Source organism: Desulfotruncus alcoholivorax DSM 16058, assembly GCF_000430885.1.
In the GTDB taxonomy this organism is placed as follows: domain Bacteria; phylum Bacillota; class Desulfotomaculia; order Desulfotomaculales; family Desulfallaceae; genus Desulfotruncus; species Desulfotruncus alcoholivorax.
This window is the reverse complement of sequence record NZ_KE387267.1, coordinates 88,197-109,434: the sequence shown is the minus strand read 5'-3', so window position 1 is coordinate 109,434 and position 21,238 is coordinate 88,197. Positions and strand designations below refer to the sequence as shown.

Here is a 21,238-nt window from a genome sequence, read left to right as displayed (position 1 = left end):
CGGGTCATCCAACATGCCGGTTCCAGCCCTCCGGTTATGACCCAACAAAAAACCTGATCATTCTACCAGGGGATTTTATCCATATAATTCCCCATTAATACCGGAGAAATTATTGTTCGTAAAGGCTCCGGCACATCTCCAAGTTTCAAACCGTCGATTTTTAAAATATCAATTGTACCAACTTTCGTTATTTCGGCCAGTTCTTTGGCGGTGAGCCCCAGGTTTTTCCGTAGTTCCTTCACGGTTTTTTTCTTTTTACCTAATCCCAGGATCATTTTGTTTAGCCCCCTATTGACCAATCCATCCGATGCCAGCTTTATAGCACAACCCCGGAACAGAGGGAAAGAACGCTTGATCATAGTTTCAAGGGATAACCTTGTTTAAGGGATACTCGATGATATCCTGGGCACCGGCCTTGCGCAAGGCCGGAATTAAGTCGCGGACCTGTTTTTCCGGCAGCACCACTTCAACGGCCAGCCAGTCGCTGTTGATTAGCTGTGAAACCGTGGGATGCTTCATGGCAGGCAGTATCGCCAGCACGTCTTCCAGCTTGCTTTTTGGTAAATTCATTTTTAAGCCGACTTTGGAATCCGCACGCAGTGCCCCTTCCAGCAAAACAGCCAGGTTTTTCAGTTTTTCTTTGATAAAAGGGTTTTCCCAGGCCTGTTTATTGGCGTGCAGGCGGGTGGTGGAAACCAAAATAGTGTCAATTATTTTCAGTTTATTGGCTCTTAACGAACTTCCGGTTTCCGTAATATCAACTATGGCATCCACCAGATGAGGCACTTTAACCTCAGTTGCCCCATAACTAAATTCAACGTTGGCTGTAACGTTGTTTTTGGCCAGGTAGTTACGAGTAAGCCGGACCAATTCGGTGGCGATGCGTTTCCCTTGCAAATCCTGCACATTATTGATATTGCTGTTTTCAGCCACAGCAATGACAACCCGGATGGGGTTGGTGGTCTGCTTGGAATAATTTAAATCGGCAACTTCCACCACATCGGCTTCGTTTTCCAGGATCCAGTCCAGGCCGCTGAGCCCGGCATCCAAAACCCCTTCATTAACATAGCGGGGTATTTCCTGGGCCCGCATCAGTACAACCTCTATTTCAGGGTCATCAATGGAAGGAAAGTATGACCGGCTGCGGACCGAAATATTGAACCCGGCCCGTTTGAACAGCTGAAATGTTGATTCCTGTAAGCTGCCTTTCGGCAGCCCCAGTCTAAGCACTCGATCTGACATGTTAAGGTTTCCCCCTGTTGCTTTATCTCGTTATCTATTTAGCATATTAAAGCCTTTTTCAAGTATATACCTGCTAATACCCCCTGTCAAGAGAATATGATAATATATTTTTTAAGTAAATTAATGCTGGGGACGTGATTAACCTGCCTTTAAATCAATATGAGCTTTCCATGGTTAAGATCACCAAACGTAACGTGTTCTTCAACCTGATAGTCAACGGCTATCTCGCCAATACAGACGGATATATCTGTCTGTCCAAGGAAGACTTCGAACAGTTATACCGTGACCTTTTCCGCTCTTCCAAGGGACACTGCATAAAAAGTTTCAGTACCAATCCTCCTACGGAATTTTATTTTTAATTCTAAAAGTTGCTTGTATTTTATGAACGAATTTGGAAAATATAACATTTAGTTATTTTTATACCAAATTGAAAGGAATTCATTATGCGTAATAGAGCAGCTTTGTTTATTCTCCCGGTGCTGATCGCTGCCTGTTTATTACCTACTTCCGCCGCAACAGCCGCACCCAACAATAAAACGCCCGACAGCATTATTATCCTATGGACTGACGGTTCAAAACTAAAAGCGGTAAACCTGACTTTTTTTCCGGACCCACAAGGTCCCATCGGCATTATTTCGGTGCCCCGGTACACCCGGCTTACCAGCGGCCGCCAATTATTAACCGTTGACGATTATTATAAAAAATACGGGCAACAAAAATTAATTGACCGTATGGAAGAATTATTCGGCACATCAATAGGAGCATTCATCAACATCGACCAGCAGGCGTTGGTCGATGTCAGCAATACACTGGGACAGATACAGATGAACGGTAAGCAAACCACGCTGTTGGATGTTTTTGAAGGCAATTACACCAGCAAACCGGTCAACCTCCAGGAGGAGATACGACAGCTGGCCGGCGCCATGATCACACCTAAAACAATTATTAAATTACCTCAAGTACTTTGGATTTTTTGCACCGAGGTAGATAGCAACATCGGCAGCAGCCATGTTATGGCTTATTATAAGATGATACGTTCCAACGGCCCAGGTGTGCTGAAAAAAAGTGATGTGCCCGGTATTGACTTAGTGGTTGGCAACAGAAAGCTCCGCCAGGTCCAACCTGATACATGGTCCAAAACTTTAAAAGATGTAACTTCCTAATCCGGTGCCGGCGCCACGGGGACGGTCCATCGTAATCCCTTCGGCCCTTCGCTACGCTTCGGGGACGCCCGAACCGTCCCCATGGCTCCGCTACCTTTAAATTACACTGCAGTACTCATCCTGAAAAAAAATAAAAAGGCACCGGTATTGCAGTGCCTTTTTATTACGGGCATAATGCTTTTGCCGTTAAACTCGCATAACTTTGGCCTTTGCAGGCGCAGCGCGGCAATGACCGTTACTCTTACTTTACCACGATATTTACCAGCTTACCCGGTACCGCAATCACTTTTACCACTTTCTTGCCTTCTGTCAGCTCTTTTACCCGGTTTTGCCCCATTACCAGTTCCTTCATGGCTTCCGCCTCAATTTCGGCCGGCACCAGCATCCGGTCCCGGACCTTTCCGTTAATTTGAATCACGATAGTGATTTCATCTTCCACAATAGCCTCGGGGTCAAACGCTGGCCAGGGCTGGGCGTGAATACTGCCTTGATGTCCCGTTTTTGCCCATAACTCCTCGGTTATATGGGGGGCAAAAGGCGCTAAAAGCAGCAGCAGCGAGTCTACAGCCTCTTTCATGACCCACGGCTCGCGGTCGGTTTCGGGGACTTCCCGGAACTGGTACATGGCGTTGACCAGTTCCATGATCGCGCTTACAGCTGTGTTGAAATTGAAGCGCTTGTCAATATCCTCGGTAACTTTCTTAACGGTATGGTGGGTAACCCGGCGCATATCCCTGTTGATGCCAACGAATGTAGCCGGACGGTTAATGTTGTTGCCCGAAAGAGAGTCACCAAGCGGTTCCACCAGGCGCCAGACCCGGTTCAGGAAGCGATAGCAGCCCTCGACCCCCTGGTCGCTCCATTCCAAGTCACGCTCCGGAGGCGAGGCAAACAGAATGAACAGGCGGGCGGTATCAGCCCCGTAAGCGGCAACAATATCTTCAGGGCTCACCACGTTGCCCTTGGATTTGCTCATCTTGGCGCCGTCTTTGAGCACCATGCCCTGGGTCAGCAGGTTGGTAAAGGGCTCATCGTTGTCAATTAAATTAATATCTTTAAGCACCTTGGTAAAGAATCTGCTGTAAAGCAGGTGCAGTATTGCGTGTTCAACACCGCCGATGTACTGGTCCACCGGCAGCCAGTTCCGAACCTTATCATGATCCCAGGCGTTGTCTTCATCCCTGGGGCTGGTATAACGATAGTAATACCAGGAGGAACACATAAAAGTATCCATGGTGTCGGTTTCCCGCCGGGCTTTACCGCCACAGTTGGGGCAGCTCGTATTAACAAACCCGGGGTGGTCTTCCAGCGGCGAGCGGCCGGTCGGCTGAAAGGCCACATCCATTGGCAGCATTACGGGTAAATGCTCTTCGGGCACCGGCACCACACCGCATTTATCACAGTAGACAATAGGAATGGGAGCCCCCCAATATCTCTGCCTGGAGATCAGCCAATCCCGTAACCTGTAATTAACTCTTCCCCGACCCAATCCCTTTTGCTCCAGGAAACGGGTAACCGCCGCTATCCCATCGCGATTAGGGGTACCGTTGAATGCACCGGAATTAACCATTAATCCTTCTCCGTCATAAGCTTCAGTCATTGTATCAGGGTCTAATTCCGCTCCTTCCGGCTGGATCACTATCCTGATGGGCAGATTATATTTGCGGGCAAATTCGAAGTCCCTCTGGTCGTGGGCCGGCACACCCATAACTGCACCGGTCCCGTATTCCATTAAAACATAATTCGCCACCAGGATAGGAACTTTTTCATCATTCACCGGGTTAATGCAATATGCCCCGGTAAACAGGCCTATTTTTTCAGCTTCCGTTGAAGTCCTGGTGATTTCGCTTTGGTTGCGCACTGTTTTTACAAAGTCCCTGATTTTCCCAGCCTGCTCCTTACCCTCAATCAGCTTTTCCACCAGGGGGTGCTCGGGGGCCAGCACCATGTAAGTCACCCCGAAAACAGTATCCGGCCTGGTGGTAAACACGGTCATGCTCTCATTCATACCATCCACGGCGAAGGTGATCTCAGCGCCTTCGCTGCGGCCGATCCAGTTTTCCTGCATAATTTTTACTTTATCGGGCCAACCCTCAAGTTTATCAAGATCTTCAAGTAACCTGTCCGCGTAATCAGTGATTTTAAAGAACCACTGTTCCAGTTCTCTTTTCTGCACATCGCTCTTACAGCGTTCGCAGGTTCCCTCTTTAACCTGCTCATTTGCCAGCACTGTGGCGCAGGAAGGACACCAGTTCACAGCAGCTTTTTTCTTATAAGCCAGTCCCTGCTTGTATAGCTGCAGGAACAACCATTGAGTCCATTTATAATAACCGGGATGGCAGGTTGCCACCTCCCGGTTCCAGTCATAGCTGATACCCAGTTGTTTAAGCTGGGTGCGCATGGCGTCAATATTATCATAAGTCCACTGGGCAGGGTGCAAAGCACCATGTTTGATGGCGGCGTTTTCGGCAGGCAGGCCGAAAGCATCCCAGCCCATGGGATGCAATACGTTAAAGCCCTGCATTGTTTTAAATCTGGCCAGCACATCTCCTATGGAGTAGTTGCGCACATGACCCATATGCAGTTTCCCGGAGGGATAAGGAAACATCTCCAGACAATAATATTTGGGCCGATCGCTAAAATCGGGCACGGAATATAAATCCTGTTCAGACCACGCTTTTTGGCATTTTGCTTCAATTTCTTTAAAATCGTAGCGACCCTTCATAGCTTCCTCCTTCAATAATGAAACCGGCTTCCCGCTTGAATAAAATTAAAACAGGTGCGCCGGCATAATATTCATTACTATTCCGTAGCCAGGAGTCAGAATTCAGCAGTCAGAATACCATGAGCCCGGTTCTTTCATTCCGTCTTCTGACTCCTGTCTCCCAAGCAGTTACACATGCTGAATAGTTACAAACATTCAATGCAATTATCATAATTCTTTCCAGAACCGGACACTTTTAAGCCGTACCCAACATGTCATCGTCAATAATAAGGTTTTTTATCGCCATTTCCCGCAGCTTAAATTTTTGCACTTTACCGTTGGCTGTAGTCGGATAAGCTGAAACAAATTTGATATAGGAGGGTATTTTATACCTGGCAATTTTACCGGCGCAGTACTTTTTGATTTCTTCTTCTGTAACCTCCGCTCCTTCTTTGAGCTGAATGAAAGCCATAACTTCCTCACCATATTTCTTGCTGGGCACGCCCACAACCTGCACATCTTTAACCATCGGGTGGGTATACAGGAATTCCTCAACTTCGCGGGGATAAATGTTCTCCCCGCCCCTGATGATCATGTCCTTAATCCGGCCGGTAATACGCAGGTAACCACTTTCATCCATAATACCAAGATCTCCCGTATGAAGCCATCCATCCCGGTCAATGGCGGCAGCGGTTGCTTCCGGCATTTTGTAATAACCCTTCATCACGTTATAGCCTCTTGCGCACACTTCTCCCTGGCTGCCAGGGGGTAATTCACTGCCATCCACGGGATCTACCACTTTGACCTCAATACCCTCTAAAGCTTTGCCAACAGTTGAAACCCTAACTTCCAGCGGATCATCAACCCTGGTCATAGTGATACCCGGTGCGGCTTCAGTCTGGCCATAAGTAATAACAATTTCACGCATGTTCATTTTTTCTACTACAGCTTTCATAACCTCAATCGGACATGGTGCCCCGGCCATAATGCCGGTGCGCAGGGATGAGGTATCAAATGGCTGCCTCTCCAAAACTTCCAGCTCAGTTATAAACATGGTTGGCACGCCGTGCAGCGCGGTGCACCTTTCCTGTTCAACCGCCTCCAATACCTTTAAGGGGTTGAAGCTTTCCATCATTACCATGGTGGCAGTTGAAGTAACGCAGGTCAGGGTTCCCAGCACGCAGCCAAAACAATGAAACAGCGGCACCGGAATGCACAGCCGGTCATCGGGCGAAAAGTTCATGCACTGGCCGATACTGACTGCATTCCCCACCAGGTTGTTGTGAGTAAGCATAACACCTTTGGGAAAGCCGGTAGTGCCTGAAGTATACTGCATATTAACAACATCTCCGGGATCAAGGGAAGCCTGCCGGGCCGTCAGCTCCTGGTCGGAGATTCCCTCGCCAAGAGTAACCATTTCATCCCAGGAAAATAAGCCGGGCCTAGGATCGTCTCCAATATAAACTAAATTCCGCAGCATGGGAAGCTTTTTGCTGTTAAGTCTTCCAGGCATACTGTTTTTAAGTTCAGGGCAAAGCTCATATACCATATCCAAATAATTGGAATCCTTGACGCCACTGGAAAAAATTAAGGTTGTTGCGTCTGAGTGCCGCAGCAGGTATTCCAATTCAAAAAGTTTATAATTTGTATTAACCGTTACCAGAACCGCACCCATTTTGGCGCTGGCAAACTGGGTGATTACCCACTCCTGAATGTTAGGGGCAAGAATAGCTATATGCTCTCCCCTTTTGATGCCCAGGGCCATTAAGCCCTTGGCCACCTTGTTGCACTCATGCTGGAACTGGCGGTAAGTATATCTGATATTTTTTTCCGGATACACCACCGCTTCGTTTTGCGGGTATCTGCCCGCCGAGCGGTCAAGCAAATCTCCTATTGTGATCTGACCGTTTTGTTTCAAGACCGCAACTCCTTCCCGAAATGATAAAAATGTATAAAAAACAAAACCTCCCGTCCCTGTCTAGGGACGAGAGGTTCACCCGTGGTACCACCCTAATTGATAAAGCCATAATGGTGGAGATGAGGGGAATCGAACCCCTGACCTCTTGAATGCCATTCAAGCGCTCTCCCAACTGAGCTACATCCCCATGACTTTAACCACTCAATGTAGATAACGGCATACACCGGGCCGGAATACCAGATCTTCTTCCGGCCAACTCCGGGGCGAGTTCACCCAAGTTCCCCACCGCCTCGCACCAACCGGCGGCTCTCTGTGAGTGCATACGGGTTACTGCTCCCCTTCACTGTAGCTTCCATAATTCAACTGGAGATTATTATAAAATAACCGGTTTATAAAGTCAACGCAAAATATTATTTTTATAGGCTACGTGCTTCAATTACAGGGGCATCACCCCATAAGCGTTCCAAATTATAAAAGCTGCGATCCTCTTCATGGAAAATATGCACAACCACAGAGCCGTAGTCAAGTAAAATCCAGCGCCCCGTTTGGTAACCTTCAATGCGCTGTTTCATAATGCCTTTTTGTTTCAACCGATCCCCGATTTCTTCGGCAATTGCCCGGGCGTGTATAGGTGACCTACTGCTGCAGATGATAAAATAGTCCGCGATCACGGAAACTTTACCTATGTTAAGCACAGTAATATTAATAGCTTTTTTCTCCTCCGCCGCTTCAACGGCAAGCCGTACCAATTCTTGTGGATCAGTTATCAACAAGCAATCCCCCTTTTCTTGGTTATATTTTTATTCGCCCGCAATACAAATAGTTCCTGCTTTTAAGTGAAAAACAATACGTTTTCATCTAAATTTCTGCAGTTTTAACTGGTAACTTTATTTTTCGCAACAGCCAGTTGCGAGTTGCAACTGCCCCCGGATGAATTGGCTCTGCCGATTGAATTGACAGTTCAATTGTCATATCCAGCGATTGGAGCACAGCCCTGTCCAGGTCCTCAAAAGCTGTTTTCCGCAACGATTCCACACCGGTGAACCGTCGTCCCGGCTCAATTTTATCTGCTACATACACAATTTTAGCCAGCAAGCCCATTTCCGGCTCACCCAGTGTATGCAGTGCGATAGCCTTCAGGACTTGGGCATCATCCACGCCAAACTCCTGTTTGGCCAGGGCCGCGCCAAGCTTGGCGTGCAATAACACCGGCATCTCCTGTTCAATATCATCTATTGGCAGATTATGATTTTCCGCCATTGCCAATAATTCTTTTGCTCCATAATCCCTGGCGCAGTCATGCAAAAGCCCGGCAATCCCGGCTTTTTCCCGGTCTGCACAGTACATTTCAGCCAATTTAACCGCGATGTTGCTGGTGTTAAAGGAGTGCTCAAACCTTTTATTACTAAGAATACCCTGTAAGCGATCCAAATAAAACTTAAAATCCAATTTTATATCTCCTTGCAACATTCCTTTAATTCGAAATATAAAAGAAAACCTCCTTTAAGGAGGTTGATTTTACATTTGCGATTCTCTGGCCCTGGCTTCGTTGACGGTAATTACCCTACCACCAAAATCAGAGCCATTCAATGCTTCTATCATTCCGTCAGCATCTTCGTCCCTAACCTCTACAAAACCAAAACCGCGTGAGCGCCCCGTCTGCTTGTCAGTAATTATACGGCTATCAAGAACTTCCCCGTATCTTGAAAAAGCATCAGCCAGGTCTTCGGCTTTAGTCGCCCACGGCAGATTTCCCACATATAAAGTTCTAGCCACCAGATCACCTCTTTCCATTGATGCGTTTCTTGCTGTGTTTGTATTATTTGCAAAAGAAATATGCATAATGCAAAAATACACGGGCAACTTTTGCCACCCATGCTATCATTTATACAAACGATTTAAATAAATGTATTCCTCAACCTTTTCTGGCAATAAATATTTTACCGGCCGGCCTTCCTGCACCCGTTTTCTAATGTCGGTGGAAGAAATGGCCAGAGCAGGAACCTCCAGCGTTTTAATTTTTGAAAGCTGTTGGTGGCTGAGATGGCTTAAACTTTTATTTAGGCTTTCAAGTTTAAACCCGGGGCGTGTGGCAGCAATAAAGGAGCAAATTTCGAGCAGCCCGATTACATTTCTCCAGGTGAGGATTTCCAATACCGCATCGGCGCCGGTGATAAAGAACAAATCGTTGCCGGGGAATAAACGTCGCATTTCCTGAACTGTATCTATTGTATACGAACGGCCTTCTCTTTTTATTTCCAGGTCGGAAACAGTAAAAAACGGGTTGGATGCCACTGCCCTGCCGGTCATTTCCAGCCTGTGCGCGGGAAGGGAAATATCTTTCCTGGTTTTGTGCGGTGGTATGCCGGCAGGAATAAAAATAACTTTTCCCAGCCCGAATTCAAAGCGGGCCTCTTCCGCTGCCACGAGGTGCCCGTGATGAATAGGATCAAACGTCCCACCCATCAGCCCAATCCTTTTTGTACGCCCCTTGCTGGTAGCTTTATCCATCAACTGACCCCGTATCCCATTTTAATTGTTTTTACAGCATTAATCAACATTTTTTTGCTACTTTAGTTCAACTCCGCACCTGGCCGGTACCGAAAATGATAAACTTGGTTGTGGTCAATTCTTTTAGGCCCATAGGTCCCCGGGCGTGCAATTTCTGGGTGCTGATGCCAATTTCTGCCCCGAACCCAAACTGGTAGCCGTCTGTAAACCTGGTTGAAGCGTTGATATATACCGCCGCAGCGTCCACCTCGCGCAAAAAGCGCAGACCACGTGAATAGCTCTCTGTAACAATTGCCTCGGAATGACGGGTACCATACTTATAGATATGGTCCAGCGCCTCATCCATGCTACCCACAACCTTGACTGAAATAATCAGGTCCAGAAACTCTGCAGCGTAATCTTCTTCTGTAGCCGGTTTAACCCATTCGCCAATCGCCCTGGTTCGATCGCACCCTCGCACTTCCACCCCCGCCTCTTTGAGGGCACTTAGTATACCAGGCAGAAAATCTTGTGCAATATCCCGGTGGACCAGCAAAGATTCTGCCGCGTTACAAACACCCGGCCTGTGACATTTGGCATTAATAACAATTTGTTTGGCCATAGCCAAATCAGCAAATTTATCTACATAAACGTGGCAGTTCCCCACACCCGTTTCAATAACCGGAACAGTGGCGTTTTTAACAACGGTTTGAATAAGACCGGCACCGCCCCTGGGGATAATTACATCAATATACTCATTTAGTTTAAGCATAACATTAACCGCTGCCCTATCGGTGATTTCGATTAAACTAACTGCACCTTGCGGCATACCCGCACCAATGGCGGCCCCGGCTATTACGCCGGTGATAGCTTTATTGGAATTGATGGCTTCGGAACCGCCCCGCAAAATTACCGCATTACCGGCCTTAAGGCAAAGCCCGGCAGCGTCTACCGTAACGTTTGGGCGGGCTTCATAGATAATGCCTATAACCCCAAGCGGCACCCTGATGCGGCCAACTTGCAAACCGTTAGGCCGGGTCCACATGCTTTCCACCTCGCCCACCGGGTCGGGCAGGGAAACCACTACCCTGAGCCCTTCCGCCATATCTTTGATTCTTGCGGGTGTTAGCAATAACCGGTCGATCAGAGCAGTAGAAAGCCCTTTTTCCCGTGCTGCCGCAATATCCACCTCGTTGGCCTTTAATATTTCTTCTGCATGCTTCACAAGGCTGTCTGCCATGGCCAACAAGGCCTGATTTTTTGCGTCGGCTGGGATATACGCCATTTTACGGGCAGCTTCCTTTGCTTTTTGCGCTTTGGCAATGACCTGGTGTTCCACCATTGATAAAACCTCCTTATTCCAGAGCCATATTGTCACGGTGAATGACTTCGTCGAAATCCTTGTACCCCAATATGTGTTCTATATCAGCGGTCTTTTTCCCCTTGATTCGATCCACCTCAGCGGCTGTGTAGTTAACAATCCCCCTGGCTATTTCCTTGCCGTCGGGTGAAATAATACTGACAGTGTTACCTATGTCAAAGTCACCTTCAACCCCTGTAATTCCTGATGGCAGTAAACTTCTGCCATTGTTCTGAATGGCCCTGGCGGCACCCCCATCAATATGGATACGACCGCAAACAGTTGCTCCAAAGGCGATCCACCTTTTTTTATTAACCAGTTTTACCGAAGGCCAAAATACCGTCCCCACCGGCTCTCCGGCAACAAGCCTGCGGATAATGTCTTTTTCAGAGGCCCTGGCAATAATGGTAACCAACCCTGAATGCATAGCCACGCGGGCAGCATGTATTTTAGTAATCATGCCCCCTGTCCCCACTGCTGAACCCGCACCCCCGGCCAGGCTCTCAATTTGATTATTTATTTCTCTGACTTCTTGAATTATATTGGACCCCGGTGTCCCGGGCTTGCCGTCATACAAACCGTCCACGTCGGAAAGCAGCACTAAAAGATCAGCGTCCACCAACCCACCCACCATGGCCGAGAGGGTATCATTATCTCCCAGCTTGATTTCGTCCACGGCGACGGTATCATTCTCGTTAATTACCGGTATAATGTTAAAGCCCAACATAGTTTGCAGAGTATTGCGCGCATTTAAAAACCGGCGCCGGTCTGCAAAATCCTCCCGGGTCAACAGCACTTGCCCCACCACAACACCATACTCGGCAAAGATTTTTTCATACATGTGCAATAGCATGCCCTGTCCCACCGAGGCCGCCGCCTGTTTCTCGGGTATTGTACGGGGGCGCTTGGACAGGCCCAATTTTCCCACACCGGCGCCCACGGCCCCGGAGGTTACCAGCAACACATCCATTCCCCTGTTATGAAGGTCGGCCAGCTGCCGGACCAGCTGCTCAATTTGTTCAATATTCAGCTTACCGGTAGGGTAAGTAAGCGAGCTTGATCCTATTTTTACCACGATCCTTTGGATCCGGCCAAAAACCCTTTTTTCCATTTTGTTTCTCCGTTAAAAATCCACATAATCAAAAGTGAAGTTCCCGATTCGCACCGTATCGCCGTTTTTTGCCCCGCAGTCCCGCAAAGCCTGTTCCAGGCCCATTAAACCAATGATCCGCTGCAGCCGGTCCAGCGCCTCCTCGTTCTCCAAATCGGTCATGGCAACGTGTTTCTCAATCTCCCGCCCGGTCACCACCAGCTCCCCGTCCTGTCTGGTGATCGTAAAGCGCGGCTCGGACGCATGCACGAATTCTTGCTCCTTTGTATCGTGAAGGGGTTGAACCGGAAGCTCTTCCAGCAATTCATAGACACGATTAATTAAGTTAGGCACTCCGGCGCCTGTTACTGCAGATATGGGAAATATTTCATATTTTTCTCCAAGGGCAGCTTTTAAACGTATCAGGTTTTCCTCGCTGCCTGGCAGATCCATCTTATTGGCCGCAATAACCAGCGGCCTGGCAGCCAGGTCTTGATTATAAAGCTCTAATTCACGACTAATGACCTTAAAATCCTCCAGCGGGTCCCTTCCCTCAGTGCCTGCTGTATCCAGAACATGCACTATCAGCCTGGTGCGTTCCACATGGCGTAAGAATTCGTGACCCAGCCCGGCTCCGCCGTGAGCCCCTTCAATTAAGCCGGGAATATCGGCCATAATAAAAGACCTGCCCTCTCCCATGCTAACCACTCCAAGATTAGGAGTCAGAGTGGTAAACGGGTAATCGGCAATCTTGGGCCGCGCGGCTGATACTCTCGATATTAATGTAGACTTACCGGCATTGGGGTAACCAACCAGGCCTACATCTGCGAGTAATTTCAATTCCAAAACCAGCCAGCGCTCCTCGCCGGGCTCACCTTTCTCAGCCATACTGGGAGCTTTGTTATTGGGGCCGGCAAAACGGGAATTTCCCCTGCCACCGCGGCCCCCTCTGGCTACAACTAGTTCCTGTCCCTCTGCGACTATATCACCCAGCACAAAGCCCGTTTTCTCATCTCTTACCACCGTGCCCAGCGGCACCCGCATTACAAGGTCGTCGGCCCAGCGGCCATGCATGTTTTTACCCCGGCCATGCTGACCCCGCATACCCTTATAATGTCGCTGGTAACGGAAATCCACCAGGGTGCGCAGACCGCCATCGCCTTTTAAAATCACATCGGCTCCCTTGCCGCCATCCCCGCCCCAGGGACCGCCTTCTGGCACATATTTCTCGCGCCGGAAAGCAACGCAGCCGTTTCCACCGTCGCCCCCCTTAACGTAAATTTTTACTCTATCGTAAAACATATCCACTCACCTATTTTTATTTTGTATTCAGTAGTCAGTAGTCAGAATTCAGAATTCTACGCAACGCGAAACCGTTCTCTTATGCTGACTCCCGATTCCTGATTCCCAAGCAGTTACCTTATATTTATTATTTACACAAAGACCACGATTCAGGCGTCAATGGCAGGTAAAAATAACTTGACTGTTTGATGGGAGCCATTGGCCATTCTTTCCAGCCCGCCAGCATAGGGCGCAAGTTTTTTGTTTAAAACCCGGGATAATTCATTCCAGGCTTCGCCATTTACAGCTCCAGAGCCGGCAAAACGAAAAACACACTGAAACCCGCCTTCTACCGCCTTAAGATCAATGTTTAATTCCCGTTCGGCCACTTCAGGCGGAGCAAGATGGTGCAAGATATATTCCAGCAACTGGATTAGAACTGACCCGGTTATGGATCCGGGAACATCACATTCCGCCAGGTCCGTCTGCACGTCATAATTAACTGCAACCTGAACGCTATTGGCGTGGTTATGCCCTATTAAAAAAGCTGCCGCTGCCTCGGGATCTTTCAAATGGGATATCTTGCTTAATCTCTTAATATCCTGTCCGATTTCATAAATATATTCCCTGGCCCGTTCTTCCTTTTTTAATTGCAGCAAGCCAGATATGACCTGTAGATGGTTTAAAAAGTCGTGACGCTGGATGGAAATTAATTCCAACATTTTATCGGTATCCATTACTTCCTCCCGGTTAATTAGCTTTGACAAACTTTCGACAGTTTGGAATAATTTCCTGCCCTTATTTTAAATAATTAGGCCACCAATCTCAGACTGCCATGCTTCGCTAGGAGGCGGGAGCTTCCTGGTTCACAGATAGATTATAGCGTCGCCACACCCGGCGGTTAAGTTCTCTAATCCCCGCTCCGTTACCACAAAAGTGTTTTCAATCCCTGCCGCGCCGTCTGGAAAAACAAATTTGGGTTCAAGGGCGAAAACCATACCTGCTTCTAATTTCGCCGTAACCCCGCGGGCAATAACAGGCAGCTCGTCCAGTTCTATTCCCACGCCGTGCCCCACAAATGGCACCGGGTCGGGATAACCCATAAAATAATCGCCAAAGCCGCCGGCGTTGGCCCTTTGCAACGCCAGGTCATAAAGTTCTCCGCATACGGTCCCCGGTTTGCCGCGTTCTACAATCATTTGCTGTATTTCCAACGCTGCATGGTGAGCTTCCTTAAATTTTGCAGGCAGATCCCCAATACAAAAAACCCTGGCCTGGTCCACCATATAACCGTCTATTACTCCCACGTAATCTACAATTACAGGTTCATTCCTGGCAATTGGTTTTTTACCGGCGCTCTGTGAAAAGGAAGGGTTCAGGCCAAATCCGCCGGTTGGGCCGGGAGCGGCGCTGGGTACTCCAAGGCTCCAACCAGACATCAGGTGGCCATAAGCCAGCTCCATATTAAAAGCGCGGGTTCTTACGTAGCACTGGTGCCCCTCCCGCCTGTATACCGCCTCCAGCTTTCCGGCCAGTTCCACCTCACTGACGCCTTCCTCCAAGAATTCAGGGACAGCGGCAAAAAGCTTTTGGTTTAACTTTGCCGCCTCCCGGATTAAGCTTATTTCATAATTCGACTTGACCGCCCGGACTGTACGAATTGACATGCTTATATCAACAAATTCCGCCGGCTGAAACATTCTTTGATAGCGCCCAAAGAGGTTTACCGGTAGGACATCCAGCTCAAGGCCAATGCGGCGGTTTCCACCTTGGCCCCGGTCCGGCATCATTTTCGCCAGGTCTTTGAGGTTATCCAAGGGGATAACATTTTCCAGGGCGGACTCCCGCTTCGCCCGCTCGTAATTCTTCTTTACCGCAAGCACCGGTTCGCCGTCGACAGGAATGTAAAGATGCGCTTGCTGAACCGTTCCCGTAAAATAAAAAAGGTCGGCGTTCTGGACAATCAAGGCACCGTCAATATTTTGCTTTTGCAGCAAGATTTGCAACCTTTGCACCCGCCGGTAAAGTTCCGATTTTGGTGTGTAACGCACAAAAAACACCTCCACAATATTTAATATCGCAATAACAAGCAAAAATCCTTCTCAACCTTGACTTTAACAACTCAACCGGCATTTTTAGCGGCCCACAGGCAATATCAAGCGCCCAACAGTATTTGTGAAATTAAATAAACCGCAAATAATATAATTACATGTAGTTAACATTAAACACATTCACCATCCACTAACCTTTTTCAAATAGTTAAGCTCTTCTTAGACTTGCTATAGCACTCCGAAGCTATAATGTTGCAGCCAAGTTAAAAAAGTCCAAAAGTTGGCATAATTGCCTGGCCGCAAATTGCTGTATATAATTACTGTATATAATGATCGAAAAGAGGAAAGGAAAAGACGCCTGCATAAATGCGCTACCGCGACAACAGAAGCACAAGAGGCGTCCCCACTGTAGATATGGTCATTGTGTCAAATTATGATTTATTTGAAAGTCCGAGACCAAGGCTTCAGTTAAATATAAGCACAGCGATGCCGTGACAGTAGAAAACCCAGGGTGTTTAACCCTGGGCCAGCATTGACCGTATTATATTTATAGGGCAGCGGTCTTCTCAACTTCTTTAATAGTGACCATTTTTTTATCTTTACCCCTGGTTTGGAATGACACAATGCCGTCCACCAAGGCAAACAATGTATCGTCTCCTCCGCGGCCGACATTGCGGCCGGGATGAATGCGGGTGCCCCTCTGGCGTACCAGAATGCTGCCTGCGGTAACAAACTGACCGTCGCCACGCTTAACCCCCAACATCTTTGGCTTGGAATCGCGACCGTTGCGGGAACTACCTACACCTTTCTTATGTGCCATCTATATCTCACCTCCGTCAATCAGGCCTGTATTTTTTCCACCACAACCCTGGTAAAGGACTGACGGTGGCCTTTTTTACGCCGGTAATTCTTCTTGGGCTTGTATTTGAAAACAATAATCTTTTTATCTCTGCCGTGCTTTTCAACCTTCAGTGTAACGCTGGCGCCGTCAATCACTGGATTGCCGACTTTAAGCGTTCCATCCTTTTCCACGGCCAGGACCTTTTTAACCTCATAAGTTTCACCAGCATCTACAGGCAGTTTTTCAATAAAAATGGTGTCACCCTCAGACACACGGTATTGCTTGCCACCGGTTTCAATTATAGCGTACAATATAAGTTTCCCCCTTTTGCTTAGGACTCGCCGGGATTCGGGTAGGATAAACCATTTACAACCCGTCACGAGCGGTACTTTTGTAGCCTACAATAAGTTATTCTATCATAACGAAGGTTTTTGTCAAGTATACCTTCCCCAATGTCCCCAATGCTTCTCACCGGGCTAATCATGCCTGAATCAGTCTGGCCTTGGCATAAGTCCTAAAAACCTTGCTCACCTCAACGGGTACGGTCTCTCCAACAAGTGATCCTGCTCCTTCTATGTCAAGTATGAAACCATTGACCCTGGCAATTCCATCGTTGTAATTGTTAGCATGGGGTTCCTCGACCCTAACCTCCAGTACCTGCCCTGGTTTAACCGGCAAAGTTTGGGCCTGAATGTCGTCCTGGTCATAGAGGGGGCGCATGGAAACCGACTCAATATGATGTTCGGCTGAACCTCTGATATACAAATTTTTACCAATACGCGCCTCTAAATCACGCAGGTTGGCACCTCCACTGCCAATCAGCCTTGCGGCCACCAACGGGTTAGCTTCTACCAGAATGGTCTCCGCCGCGGTTTGCTTGGCCATTTGGTGAATTTGCTGTTTAATACTTATGCCAACTGTTTCTTCCGACAAAACCTTACCCCGCCCGTCGCAATAAGGGCAGGCCTTTTGCAGCACCTCAGCCAGGCTGGGCCGGACTTTCTTCCGGGTCATTTCCACCAAACCGAGTTGAGTAATACCTAAAATGTTAGTCTTGGTTTTGTCTTTGCGTATTTCCTCTTCCAGCACATCAAGTACCTGCCGCCGGTGTTCTTCTCTGGTCATATCAATAAAGTCAACTATGATTATTCCGCCAATATTTCGCAGCCGTAGCTGTCGTGCTATTTCAACCGCTGCCTCAAGATTGGTTTTTAATACCGTGTCCTCCAAGTTGGTGCTGCCAACGTATTTACCGGTGTTAACATCAATGGCAGTTAGTGCTTCGGCCTGGTCAATTACGATATAGCCTCCACACTTGAGCCATACTTTTCGTTTTAGCGCCTTTTCCAATTCGGCATCAATATTATTTTCTATAAACAGATTGATTCTTTCTTCCAAAAAAACCTTTACTTTAAGGCGGGGCCCCAAAATATCCAACAGATCAATTATTTTCTCATACTCATAGCGGGAATCTATACTTAACCGGTCTACATCCTCAGTAAAAATATCCCTCAAAATACGCTGGATAAGTTCCAGGTCACGGTGCAGCAGGTTGGGAACAGGGCCGTGGTTTGAACGGTTGATGATTTTACGCCATAATCCGGTCAGCATGGTGGCATCAAATACAAGTTCATCTTCATCCACACCCCCGGCCACGGTGCGAACAATCACACCCATGCCCTCCGGCTTAACCCTGGCGGCCAGTTCCCTTAAACGATCTCTCTCCTTTTCGTCCTCAATGCGCCTGGAAATACCAATATAATCCACGGTCGGCATCAACACCAGATAGCGTCCCGGCAGGGTAATATGGGTTGTGACGCGAGCCCCTTTGGTGCCAATGGGCTCTTTAACGATCTGCACAATTAGCTCCTGACCTTGCTTTAAAATGTCGCAAATGTTGGTGCCCAGGGTTGAATCACCCTGGTTTTGACCTGAATCCACATTGCGGGAAGGAATTGCGTCTTCAACATAAAGAAAAGCGTTTTTCTCCAGGCCGATATCCACAAAGGCAGCCTGCATACCGGGCAGCACGTTTTCCACTCTGCCCTTGAAAATATTGCCAACAAGTCGTTGATTCGGTGATCGCTCTATAAACATTTCCACCAGCACCTTGTTTTCTAGAACGGCCACCCTGGTTTCTTCTTCTCCAACATTGATCAGAATTTCCTTAAACATGCTTTTTCCTCTCAATCATACAGTAAAACATTAAGTACAACCGGACATTGCAACCGCTTTGCTTTTGCCATTTCGAGCAAAAGCAAAGCGTAATTTAGGGACATACCTCCGACCCCAAAACCATGCCCCCAAGAGGAGGTGTGTCCCCTTTCCTATGAGCATGGGATTGCCACGAAAGTTTCACTGCAAACAATGATGGATCCCCAATTATATGCTCACGTTGACAGGGCCGTCCTGGTTATTTGAAAATCTTCTTTATCAGTTTCTATTCCAGCGTTTTTAAACAGGGCGTCAAGCGCATCCTCCGGCCTTATGTTTATAACGCTTCCTGCCTTCAGTTCCAGGTTTAAAGTCAAGCCGCTATCTCCTTGTACTTTCTGAATTTTTAAAATCCCTGGCCTAATATCACGCAATTTGTCCTTACGTAACACTTCCACATGCTCCAGGCTCAAAAAATCCTCCACCGCGCTGTCCGGCAACTCAAACGGTAGATCTTCCTCATCTATGTGCACTATATATTTTGCCCTGTCCAGTACACTCATTAGCGAGGGCTCATTATCGGGCACGGTGGCCACCCCGTGCACCCTGATCCCGTCAGGCAGTACTGCATTTAATTTCTCTTCAATTACGTTATTTTCAACAGGCTCCAACATTTCTACATCAAAAGGCTCAGCCAAACCTTCCACTCCAACCGGAAGAGGTGCGGCAAAACTAAAACGCGGGTGGGGATTAAACCCCTCTGAATAAGCAATGGGCAAACCCGCCCTGCGCATTGACCGTTCCAGGGTTCGCACCATGTCAAGGTGTGAATTGAACCTGGCCGGTCCCTTTTTACTGTAAAACATCCTGTACCGGGGCAATGGTTTCACCCCCTGCCAGGCGCGGCTTGATCTCAAGGCTGGGGCAGAGGCCGCACCCCGGGCACTTCCCGCCGCGGCAGTCAGGAGTTTTTTCCCCGGCCATCGCCCGGCGGTGATCACGCGCTAAAAATTTCTTATTAACCCCGGCGCCAATATGGTCCCAGGGCAAAGTATCATTATAATCATAGCGGCGGTAGGCATATTTTTCAGGATCAATTCCAACTTCGTCAAAGGCCGCCAGCCATCTGTCCAGGTTAAAAAATTCCGACCAGCCGTCAAAGCGGCACCCTTTACGCCAAGCAGCCTCAATGGCATCGCATAGTCGCCTGTCTCCCCGGGATAAAACAGCCTCCAAGAAGCTGCCCTCAGGGTCATGCCAGTTAAAAAACAGCCCTCGCCCGCGTAGTTCACGACGTAAAAATTCCTGTTTACGCCGGAGCTCTTCCATGCTATCCTGGGGTTCCCACTGAAACACGGTATGAGACTTGGGCACAAAAGAGGATACACTTACAGTTACTTTAAGTCTGCCCTTGGATTTGACAATTTCTCGTCCTCTCTCCAGAACCCGGCGCGCCAATTTAGCAATACCCTCCAAATCTTCACCTGTCTCAGTAGGGAGACCAATCATAAAATATAGCTTGATAGCCTGCCAGCCTCCACGGAAGGCTGACGTTACCGCTTCCATTAAATCGTTTTCAGTTACGCCTTTGTTGATTACATCCCTTAGCCGCTGCGTGCCGGCCTCGGGAGCAAAGGTAAGGCTGGACCGGCGCACCTTTTGCACTTCCTTGGCCAGGTCCACTGAAAAAGCGTCAACCCTTAAGGACGGCAGTGATACATTAATCCTGTCAGCGCTGTGCCTTTTGGTCAGCTCTTCTATCAAAGGCCGCACCTGAGAGTAATCAGAGGTACTTAGCGAAGTCAGCGATATTTCCCCCCAACCGGTGCAAGCAAGCGTTTCCCGGGCTTGTTGAAGCAATGTTTCCGGATCCTTCTCCCGGACCGGGCGATAAATAACGCCAGCCTGACAAAAACGACAACCTCTGGTACAGCCGCGCTGCACTTCAAGCATGGCCCGGTCGTGCACAGCTTCAATTGCCGGCACTATCTGCCGGGTTGGGTAAAACACGGCATTAAGGTTGTCCACTGCCCTCTTCTTGACCACAGCGGGCACACCACCGGCTTTCGCCGTTATTGATTTAACCTCTCCCTTTTCATTATACTGCACCTCATAGAGGGATGGCACGTAAATTCCGTCGATTTCTGCCAGCCTTAACAGCAATTGCTTTTTATTTTCACCCTGCATACGCCACTGGTGATAAGTATCCAGCAGGTCGTTAATCGCCTCCTCGCCTTCACCAATAACAAAAGCGTCTATAAACGCGGCAATGGGTTCAGGGTTAAAAGCGCACGGCCCACCCGCAACAACCAGTGGGTATTCTTCTGCCAGGCGATCCGCTGACCGCAAGGGTATTTCGCCCAGATCCAGCATATTCAGGATATTGGTAAAACTTAATTCATACTGCAGTGTAAAACCTACAATATCAAAATCCCGCAACGGTCTGCGGGATTCAAGGCTAAATAAAGGCAGGCCCATCTTGCGCAATTGTTCCTCCATGTCCGGCCAGGGTGCGAACACCCTTTCCATCAGTGCGTCGTCCCGCCTGTTTACCAAACCATATAATATCTGCAGGCCCAGGTGGCTCATACCAACTTCATATACGTCAGGAAAGGCAAAGGCCATCTTCAAGTCGGTGCTAACCCAATCCTTACGCACAGCGTTCCATTCGCCGCCGGCATACCGGCCAGGCTTTTGCACACGCCGCAAAGCCTTTTCTATTTTTTTGTCCATACTCATGTCGAAATTCCTCCAAAATTTTACCCTGATGTTTACTATTCAGGTATTCAGAATTCAGTAGCCGGAATTAAAGTACTGCGAGACGATAAACCGTTCTCTTATGCTAATTCCCGGCTTCTGACTCCTGATGTTTAAATACCATTTATTACATTAAAAATCAACCCTTTATATTATTTTATCCTATTTTGGAGTGCGCCACACTGCC

General features: G+C 48.2%; 20 protein-coding genes and 1 tRNA gene. 2 read left to right on the top strand and 19 right to left on the bottom strand.

Annotated elements, in window-relative coordinates; translation table 11 throughout:
* Window positions 1-62: 62 nt before the first annotated feature.
* Window positions 63-275: a hypothetical protein gene (locus H569_RS0118590; protein ID WP_027366207.1), complete on the bottom strand. Its 213-nt coding sequence runs from the start codon at window positions 273-275 to the stop codon at window positions 63-65.
* 88 nt (window positions 276-363) lie between these two features.
* Window positions 364-1,242, bottom strand: coding sequence for an ATP phosphoribosyltransferase (gene hisG, locus H569_RS0118585; RefSeq protein WP_027366206.1), 879 nt, complete (start codon window positions 1,240-1,242; stop codon window positions 364-366).
* 134 nt (window positions 1,243-1,376) lie between these two features.
* On the opposite strand from hisG, the gene H569_RS22850 reads away from it, so the two are divergent.
* Both H569_RS22850 and H569_RS21595 read left to right on the top strand, forming a co-directional pair.
* Complete coding sequence (locus H569_RS22850; protein WP_169726488.1) at window positions 1,377-1,601, top strand: hypothetical protein; 225 nt, start codon at window positions 1,377-1,379, stop codon at window positions 1,599-1,601.
* Window positions 1,602-1,685: 84 nt separating this feature from the next.
* Window positions 1,686-2,405, top strand: a complete 720-nt coding sequence (locus tag H569_RS21595) for an LCP family protein (protein WP_027366205.1) — start codon at window positions 1,686-1,688, stop codon at window positions 2,403-2,405.
* A gap of 241 nt (window positions 2,406-2,646) precedes the next feature.
* Here H569_RS21595 and leuS read toward each other — a convergent pair whose 3' ends face one another.
* The 17 genes from leuS to H569_RS0118495 all read right to left on the bottom strand — a co-directional run bounded on the left by leuS (window position 2,647) and on the right by H569_RS0118495 (window position 21,027).
* Window positions 2,647-5,130: a leucine--tRNA ligase gene (gene leuS, locus H569_RS0118575; protein ID WP_027366204.1), complete on the bottom strand. Its 2,484-nt coding sequence runs from the start codon at window positions 5,128-5,130 to the stop codon at window positions 2,647-2,649.
* Between the two features lie 235 nt (window positions 5,131-5,365).
* Window positions 5,366-7,027 carry an AMP-binding protein gene (locus H569_RS0118570; RefSeq protein ID WP_027366203.1) on the bottom strand — a complete coding sequence of 554 codons (1,662 nt, stop codon included), beginning with the start codon at window positions 7,025-7,027 and terminating at the stop codon, window positions 5,366-5,368.
* Window positions 7,028-7,138: 111 nt separating this feature from the next.
* Window positions 7,139-7,214, bottom strand: a tRNA-Ala gene (locus H569_RS0118565).
* A 229-nt stretch (window positions 7,215-7,443) separates the two neighbouring features.
* A complete protein-coding gene (gene rsfS / locus H569_RS0118560) occupies window positions 7,444-7,797 on the bottom strand; it encodes a ribosome silencing factor (RefSeq protein WP_034631396.1) in 354 nt (117 codons plus the stop codon).
* Window positions 7,798-7,885: 88 nt separating this feature from the next.
* Window positions 7,886-8,476: a bis(5'-nucleosyl)-tetraphosphatase (symmetrical) YqeK gene (gene yqeK, locus H569_RS0118555; protein ID WP_027366201.1), complete on the bottom strand. Its 591-nt coding sequence runs from the start codon at window positions 8,474-8,476 to the stop codon at window positions 7,886-7,888.
* A gap of 69 nt (window positions 8,477-8,545) precedes the next feature.
* Window positions 8,546-8,803, bottom strand: coding sequence for an RNA recognition motif domain-containing protein (locus H569_RS0118550; RefSeq protein WP_027366200.1), 258 nt, complete (start codon window positions 8,801-8,803; stop codon window positions 8,546-8,548).
* A 105-nt stretch (window positions 8,804-8,908) separates the two neighbouring features.
* A complete protein-coding gene (gene nadD / locus H569_RS0118545) occupies window positions 8,909-9,538 on the bottom strand; it encodes a nicotinate-nucleotide adenylyltransferase (RefSeq protein WP_027366199.1) in 630 nt (209 codons plus the stop codon).
* 67 nt (window positions 9,539-9,605) lie between these two features.
* Complete coding sequence (locus H569_RS0118540) at window positions 9,606-10,859, bottom strand: glutamate-5-semialdehyde dehydrogenase (RefSeq protein ID WP_027366198.1); 1,254 nt, start codon at window positions 10,857-10,859, stop codon at window positions 9,606-9,608.
* A gap of 13 nt (window positions 10,860-10,872) precedes the next feature.
* Window positions 10,873-11,988 (bottom strand): glutamate 5-kinase, encoded by a 1,116-nt coding sequence (gene proB / locus H569_RS0118535; protein ID WP_027366197.1) that lies wholly within the window; start codon window positions 11,986-11,988, stop codon window positions 10,873-10,875.
* 12 nt (window positions 11,989-12,000) lie between these two features.
* Complete coding sequence (gene obgE, locus H569_RS0118530; RefSeq protein ID WP_027366196.1) at window positions 12,001-13,269, bottom strand: GTPase ObgE; 1,269 nt, start codon at window positions 13,267-13,269, stop codon at window positions 12,001-12,003.
* A gap of 149 nt (window positions 13,270-13,418) precedes the next feature.
* Complete coding sequence (locus H569_RS21075; protein WP_051273768.1) at window positions 13,419-13,985, bottom strand: Spo0B domain-containing protein; 567 nt, start codon at window positions 13,983-13,985, stop codon at window positions 13,419-13,421.
* A gap of 129 nt (window positions 13,986-14,114) precedes the next feature.
* The gene (locus tag H569_RS0118520) at window positions 14,115-15,299 is read right to left on the bottom strand and encodes a M24 family metallopeptidase (protein WP_027366195.1); all 1,185 of its coding nucleotides are present in this window, start codon (window positions 15,297-15,299) and stop codon (window positions 14,115-14,117) included.
* A gap of 547 nt (window positions 15,300-15,846) precedes the next feature.
* Window positions 15,847-16,119 (bottom strand): 50S ribosomal protein L27, encoded by a 273-nt coding sequence (gene rpmA, locus H569_RS0118515; RefSeq protein ID WP_027366194.1) that lies wholly within the window; start codon window positions 16,117-16,119, stop codon window positions 15,847-15,849.
* 20 nt (window positions 16,120-16,139) lie between these two features.
* Window positions 16,140-16,451: a 50S ribosomal protein L21 gene (rplU, locus tag H569_RS0118510; protein WP_027366193.1), complete on the bottom strand. Its 312-nt coding sequence runs from the start codon at window positions 16,449-16,451 to the stop codon at window positions 16,140-16,142.
* A 169-nt stretch (window positions 16,452-16,620) separates the two neighbouring features.
* Window positions 16,621-18,315 (bottom strand): Rne/Rng family ribonuclease, encoded by a 1,695-nt coding sequence (locus H569_RS0118505; protein WP_027366192.1) that lies wholly within the window; start codon window positions 18,313-18,315, stop codon window positions 16,621-16,623.
* A gap of 215 nt (window positions 18,316-18,530) precedes the next feature.
* Window positions 18,531-19,175: a TIGR03936 family radical SAM-associated protein gene (locus H569_RS21070; protein ID WP_051273767.1), complete on the bottom strand. Its 645-nt coding sequence runs from the start codon at window positions 19,173-19,175 to the stop codon at window positions 18,531-18,533.
* Window positions 19,147-21,027: a TIGR03960 family B12-binding radical SAM protein gene (locus tag H569_RS0118495; RefSeq protein WP_027366191.1), complete on the bottom strand. Its 1,881-nt coding sequence runs from the start codon at window positions 21,025-21,027 to the stop codon at window positions 19,147-19,149. Before H569_RS0118495 ends, H569_RS21070 begins: the two co-directional genes overlap by 29 nt.
* Window positions 21,028-21,238: the final 211 nt, after the last annotated feature.

Coding starts and splice junctions, on each gene's coding strand:
- H569_RS0118540 (WP_027366198.1), bottom strand. CDS start 10,859: ATGGTGGAACACCAGGTCATTGCCAAAGCGCAAAAAGCAAAGGAAGCT.
- H569_RS0118505 (WP_027366192.1), bottom strand. CDS start 18,315: ATGTTTAAGGAAATTCTGATCAATGTTGGAGAAGAAGAAACCAGGGTG.
- H569_RS0118590 (WP_027366207.1), bottom strand. CDS start 275: ATGATCCTGGGATTAGGTAAAAAGAAAAAAACCGTGAAGGAACTACGG.
- H569_RS21075 (WP_051273768.1), bottom strand. CDS start 13,985: ATGGATACCGATAAAATGTTGGAATTAATTTCCATCCAGCGTCACGAC.
- H569_RS0118495 (WP_027366191.1), bottom strand. CDS start 21,027: ATGGACAAAAAAATAGAAAAGGCTTTGCGGCGTGTGCAAAAGCCTGGC.
- H569_RS21595 (WP_027366205.1), top strand. CDS start 1,686: ATGCGTAATAGAGCAGCTTTGTTTATTCTCCCGGTGCTGATCGCTGCC.
- rpmA (WP_027366194.1), bottom strand. CDS start 16,119: ATGGCACATAAGAAAGGTGTAGGTAGTTCCCGCAACGGTCGCGATTCC.
- nadD (WP_027366199.1), bottom strand. CDS start 9,538: ATGGATAAAGCTACCAGCAAGGGGCGTACAAAAAGGATTGGGCTGATG.
- obgE (WP_027366196.1), bottom strand. CDS start 13,269: ATGTTTTACGATAGAGTAAAAATTTACGTTAAGGGGGGCGACGGTGGA.
- proB (WP_027366197.1), bottom strand. CDS start 11,988: ATGGAAAAAAGGGTTTTTGGCCGGATCCAAAGGATCGTGGTAAAAATA.
- leuS (WP_027366204.1), bottom strand. CDS start 5,130: ATGAAGGGTCGCTACGATTTTAAAGAAATTGAAGCAAAATGCCAAAAA.
- hisG (WP_027366206.1), bottom strand. CDS start 1,242: ATGTCAGATCGAGTGCTTAGACTGGGGCTGCCGAAAGGCAGCTTACAG.